This window comes from Sphingomonas sp. UYEF23 (assembly GCF_040546165.1).
GTDB classification, from domain to species: domain Bacteria; phylum Pseudomonadota; class Alphaproteobacteria; order Sphingomonadales; family Sphingomonadaceae; genus Sphingomonas; species Sphingomonas glacialis.
The window spans coordinates 1-4,688 of record NZ_JBEPNG010000022.1 but is presented as its reverse complement, the minus strand read 5'-3'; the positions used below and the strand labels follow the sequence as shown (position 1 = coordinate 4,688).

6 protein-coding genes and 1 pseudogene are annotated in these 4,688 nt (G+C 65.7%); 5 read left to right on the top strand and 2 right to left on the bottom strand.

Translation table 11 applies throughout. The annotated features are described in order from the left end of the window. Positions 1-275: 275 nt before the first annotated feature. Both ABIB28_RS18375 and ABIB28_RS18370 read right to left on the bottom strand, forming a co-directional pair. Positions 276-794, bottom strand: coding sequence for a DNA -binding domain-containing protein (locus ABIB28_RS18375; protein WP_354289547.1), 519 nt, complete (start codon positions 792-794; stop codon positions 276-278). Positions 795-879: 85 nt separating this feature from the next. Continuing rightward, positions 880-1,089 (bottom strand): annotated as a pseudogene (locus ABIB28_RS18370) (transcriptional regulator domain-containing protein); the annotation flags it as partial. 232 nt (positions 1,090-1,321) lie between these two features. On the opposite strand from ABIB28_RS18370, the gene ABIB28_RS18365 reads away from it, so the two are divergent. The 5 genes from ABIB28_RS18365 to ABIB28_RS18345 all read left to right on the top strand — a co-directional run bounded on the left by ABIB28_RS18365 (position 1,322) and on the right by ABIB28_RS18345 (position 4,548). Beyond that, positions 1,322-2,065: a helix-turn-helix transcriptional regulator gene (locus ABIB28_RS18365; RefSeq protein WP_354289545.1), complete on the top strand. Its 744-nt coding sequence runs from the start codon at positions 1,322-1,324 to the stop codon at positions 2,063-2,065. A 78-nt stretch (positions 2,066-2,143) separates the two neighbouring features. After that, positions 2,144-2,761 (top strand): acyl-homoserine-lactone synthase, encoded by a 618-nt coding sequence (locus ABIB28_RS18360; RefSeq protein WP_354289543.1) that lies wholly within the window; start codon positions 2,144-2,146, stop codon positions 2,759-2,761. Next, positions 2,751-3,665, top strand: coding sequence for a phytanoyl-CoA dioxygenase family protein (locus ABIB28_RS18355; protein WP_354289541.1), 915 nt, complete (start codon positions 2,751-2,753; stop codon positions 3,663-3,665). The genes ABIB28_RS18360 and ABIB28_RS18355 overlap by 11 nt, the downstream gene beginning before the upstream one ends. Beyond that, positions 3,662-4,291: a GntR family transcriptional regulator gene (locus tag ABIB28_RS18350; RefSeq protein ID WP_354289539.1), complete on the top strand. Its 630-nt coding sequence runs from the start codon at positions 3,662-3,664 to the stop codon at positions 4,289-4,291. Before ABIB28_RS18355 ends, ABIB28_RS18350 begins: the two co-directional genes overlap by 4 nt. A 137-nt stretch (positions 4,292-4,428) precedes the next feature. Then, positions 4,429-4,548: a benenodin family lasso peptide gene (locus ABIB28_RS18345; RefSeq protein ID WP_354289537.1), complete on the top strand. Its 120-nt coding sequence runs from the start codon at positions 4,429-4,431 to the stop codon at positions 4,546-4,548. Positions 4,549-4,688: the final 140 nt, after the last annotated feature.

The window sequence follows — 4,688 nt, the reverse complement described above, 5'->3', positions numbered from 1 at the left end:
GGGGGGCCCCTCCACCCACAGCCTACTCGTCTACGGGTGCGCGCGCTCGACGGTCGACTTCCGGCTGTTGTGGGGGGGGGGGGGGGGGGGGGGGGGGGCCCCCCCCCGCCCCCCCCCCACCCCCCCCCCCCCCCCCCCCCCCCCAGGCTGGCGCACGTTACGGCAGCGCCGATACCGATCCGTGGGAGCGTGAGCGCCGGCACACATCCCGCGTAGCGCGCCATTCCGCGACGGGAGGACCATCGTCGGATTCGCTCGAAAAGCTCTGCCGGGTTTCACGCTGCCGGGCGCGCGAGCAACAGGCGATAGGCACCGGCGGCCATGCGGCGCGCCTCGCGCGCGAGCCGATCCACGCGAGCGTTGAGCGCTTCGGATTTCCAGGCGCGGCCTGGCGGCACGCGATCCTGGCCGAACACGATCTCGGCGATATCGCGATGACTCGCTCCGGCGCGCGCCGCGTCGTGGATCCGCAATACGGTCAGCCAACGCTCGACGCGGGCGTCGGCGGGGAACAGTTTGGGCGAGAAGCGCTGGTAGCGATGCAGATGAAGGAAACGCCGCAGCGGAAGAACCACGGGCTCTGCGCTGACGGTCCCGCGGATCAGATAGTGCAGCTGGATCGGTCGGCTACCTGCCAGACTGCCGCCATCGCAATCGAGCCGGATATGATGCAGCCCGTCCGACAGGACGGCATGCTCGCGGCCATCCCGGTCGGTGGCGACGCTTAGCCAAGGCCGCAGGCGGCCCGGCTCGATCCGGTCCGGATTGCCTGGGGCGACCGGGGCGGCACGCACCGCAAGCGTTCCGGGATCGAGCGCCGCATGCCAGATGATCCGGGCCTCCGGCGCTTCGAGCTCCGGATTCTCGGCGAAAGTGAAGCCCCCATTGCAGCGCGTTTTCGAGCGCGCCGTCCGTAGGCCCGGAACCGCGGGTTGCGCTCGAAGCCCGCCTGTACCAGGCCACATACTCCGGATCGCGGCGCAACCATTCCCACATTACGCCCGCGCGATCGATGCCGCGTAAACGGCGGTACTGGTCGCCATTAGCCCAGTCGCTGGACGTCGCGCCGGAGGCGGACGCTCCTGTCACCAGAAGTGCAACCGGACCGGAGCCGGCACGGCCGCGTCGCCCCGATCCTTGCCGACGAAAATGTTCACCATCCAAGGCAATTGACGCACTGTCACGAGATTGCAACAAGCTCAAATTGGTATTGTTCTTCGTACGTTAAACGCGGCAGACGCGACCCGTTGCGGACGCGCCGCGGATGGGCGGGAAAGGTGGTCGTCACCGATTGCCACACCGCCCGGCTAGGAGGCGCGTGATGGAAATGTTGCCGGAGATCGAACGATTCGGCTGGACGATCGAAGCCGCAACGACGCTGGAGGAACTCTGGGTCGTGATGCTCGACATCACGCTCCAGCTGGGGTTCCAGTATTTTGCCCTGATCCACCACGTCGATTATCCGCGCCTAATCGGCAAGACGTTTCGCCTGCACAATTATCCTCAAGGGTGGGCGGACTATTTCGAAGCGCATCACCATGCACGGCGCGACCCGATTCACCGGGCGACCTACATGACGAACACCGGCTTCCCATGGGCTGAAGCGAGAAACCTCATTTCGATGTCCGCCAGTGATACGCTCCACATGACGCGTGCCTACGCCTTCGGTATAGAAGATGGGTTCACGATCCCGGCCAACATTCCGGGCGAGACCCGGGGATCGTGCAGCTTCGCGGTCGGCGATGGCCGGCCACTGCCGTATCGCGCCTTTGCAGCCGCGCAATGGCTCGGCTCGAAAGCCTTTCGACGGGCGCGCGAGATTCTGCGCCTGCGCGACTTCGGAACCACGCCGCCGATCCTGACCGAACGCCAGCTCGAGTGCCTGCTGTTGCTCGCGCAGGGCAAGACGGCCGAGGAGATCGCGATGATCCTGGGCCGCGGCAAGGAGACCGTGGTCACGCAATTGAAGCAAGCCCGTGCGCTTTATGGCGTGTACGAAAAGACATCGCTCGTGATCCATGCGCTGAACAACGGAACCCTTTGTCTTGGTGAGATAACCCCGTAAGTCGATCCCCATTATTGGGGATCGACGGCCCGGAAATCGTACGGAATGCTTTAGCGTTCCACGATCAGGAGCTGGGCAATGCTGCACCTCATCACCACCCGACAAAACGCAAGCGATGCGCATCTGCGCGCCATGTACGAGGCGCGCAAGCGCGTGTTCGTCGATTTGCTCAAATGGGACGTGCCAGTCCTCGCCGACCGCTATGAACTCGACCAGTTCGACGACGAGCACGCGCAGTATCTCATCCTGGCCGACACGGACGGCGGACACCTTGCCTCGGCACGCCTGCTGCCGACCACGCGGGCGCACCTGCTCGACAGCCTGTTTCCCGGCCTGTGCCCGCTCGAGGTGCCGCGCGGAGGAAATATTTTCGAGATTTCGCGCTTTTGCCTCGACCGCAGATTGTGCGCGCGCGAACGCCGCCAGGCTCGCGACATGCTGATCACGGCGCTCGTCGACCATGCGCTCGTGGCAGGCATCACTGGCTATACAGGCGTCGCCGACATGGGGTGGTTTCAGCAGATCCTGTCGTTCGGCTGGCACTGCGATCCCCTGGGCGTGCCGGTGCCGTACCCGTGCGGCCTGCTTGTCGCCCTGCGAATCCACATCACTGCCGATACGCCGGAACTGCTGCGCCGCGCGGCCATCATAGAGCCCTGTGGGGCGGCACAGGAGCGCGACCGTCATGCTGGATGAACCCCTTCCCGCTCCACTTGGCCAACGTTTCGCGGCCCCGCTCGAATATACCGCTGAAGCGGCGATCGCTGCGATCGCGGCCGATGGCTTCGCGATTCTGCCCGCGCTGATGCCGCGCGATGGCGTCGCGGTCCTAGAGGCCGATCTGGCACCGGCATTCGCGCAAACGCCGTTTTGCCAGGGCGCGTTCTATGGCGCGCAGACCAAGCGGTTCGGGCGACTGCTCGCGCGCTCCAGCCATGCGGCCGACTTCGTCGCGCACCCTTTGATCCTGCGAATTGCGCAACAGATTCTCGGTCCGTGGTGTGACACGATCCAGCTCAACCTGACGCAGGCGGTCGCGATTCACCCCGGCGCGCCCGCACAATTCCCGCATCGCGATCAGGACATGTGGCGCGGGGACATCGGGGTCCGCGAGTATCTGATCAACGTGATGTGGCCCTTCACCAACTATACCGCGGAAAACGGCGCGACCGTCCTGTGGCCGCGAAGCCATGGAGCGCAGGCTCAGGAAAGCGCGCCGGAGACCGACCCGATCGTCGCCGAGATGACGCCAGGGTCGGCGTTGATCTTCCTGGGGTCGACCCTTCACGGCGCCGGCGGCAACACGACCGACCATGTTCGACGCGGGATGATCGTGAGCTACTGCCTGGGCTGGCTGAAGCCCTATGAGAATCAGTGGCTGGCCTATCCGCCGACGGTCGCGCGCGGCTTCGCGCCCGAACTCGCCGCGCTGGTCGGCTATTGTCAACACCGTCCCAACCTCGGGAATTACGAGGGGCAATGCCCGTCGATCCTGCTCCGTGACCCGGTCGACGGCCCGATGGGCGCAGTCGATGCGCTGCGGCCCGACCAGGTCGTGCAGCTAGAGGCCTTTGTTGCCGGTCAGCGGAGGGCGGCATGAACTCCGGTCCCACCTCCGAACGCGCCTATGACGCGCTCAAGCTCCGCATTCTGGCCGGCGCCTTCCAGCCCGGTCAGCGCCTCGAGCCGACCGATATCGGGCGGATGCTGGAAATGAGCATCACGCCGGTACGCGATGCGCTGCATGTTTTGGCTGGCGAAGCGCTGGTCGACGCGCGGACTAGCGACGGCTTCCACCTGCCACTGGCGACCGAAGGGGCGCTGCGCGACCTGTACGCGTGGAACGCGCAAGTGCTCGTCGCCGCGATATCGACCTGGCCGAAGACCGGTCGGGACCATGAGACTCAGCCGGTCCTCCTGCCACCGCCGGCGGACAGCAGCGATCCCCGAAGCCTGTTCGAGGGGATCACAATGCGATCGGGCAACCGGGAGCATCTCCGGACGATCCGCTCCAACAGCGAACGCTTGAACGCGGCGCGGCGCGCGGAACCTGCAGTGCTCGGTGGCACGCACCTGGAACTGGTATCGCTGGCCGAAGTTGCCAACAGCCACGACCGAGGGGCGCTACGACTCCTGATCAACGCATATCACCGACGGCGATTCCCGCTGCTGACGCCGCTTGTCGATGCGATCAATCAAGATAAAGGCGGACACAGGCCATTCTAATATCGACAGACCGTCGACCAGCGTTGCAGGCAGCATATTATAATCGTCTTATAAACACATTATACGCTTATTATAACGCTCGGCCTTTTCTACCTTCAACTTGCTGCAGTCCCGCAGCATCATGAAGGAAGTCTATCATGGAACGCGAAGATGATGTCATCGACCTCGGCGTGGCGAGCGTCGAGACCCAAGGCGCGATCGGCGTCCCGTCCGACGAGGAACTGCTGCAGTTCCAGACCGGCCTGTCGAACGACTGAAGTCGTCGGGGGGGGGGGGGGGCCCCCCCCCCCCCCCCCCCCCCCCGCGGCGGGCGCGGGGGGGGGGCGCCCCCCCCCCCCCCCCGCCGGGGCCCGCGGGCGCCGCAGGGCCAGAGGGGTCTTGGCGGCGGCGGCGAGAA

What these genes read in the sequence shown, in the direction of transcription:
- ABIB28_RS18365 (WP_354289545.1), top strand. Translation starts at nt 1,322, where the DNA reads ATGGAAATGTTGCCGGAGATCGAACGATTCGGCTGGACGATCGAAGCC.
- ABIB28_RS18360 (WP_354289543.1), top strand. Translation starts at nt 2,144, where the DNA reads ATGCTGCACCTCATCACCACCCGACAAAACGCAAGCGATGCGCATCTG.
- ABIB28_RS18355 (WP_354289541.1), top strand. Translation starts at nt 2,751, where the DNA reads ATGCTGGATGAACCCCTTCCCGCTCCACTTGGCCAACGTTTCGCGGCC.
- ABIB28_RS18350 (WP_354289539.1), top strand. Translation starts at nt 3,662, where the DNA reads ATGAACTCCGGTCCCACCTCCGAACGCGCCTATGACGCGCTCAAGCTC.
- ABIB28_RS18345 (WP_354289537.1), top strand. Translation starts at nt 4,429, where the DNA reads ATGGAACGCGAAGATGATGTCATCGACCTCGGCGTGGCGAGCGTCGAG.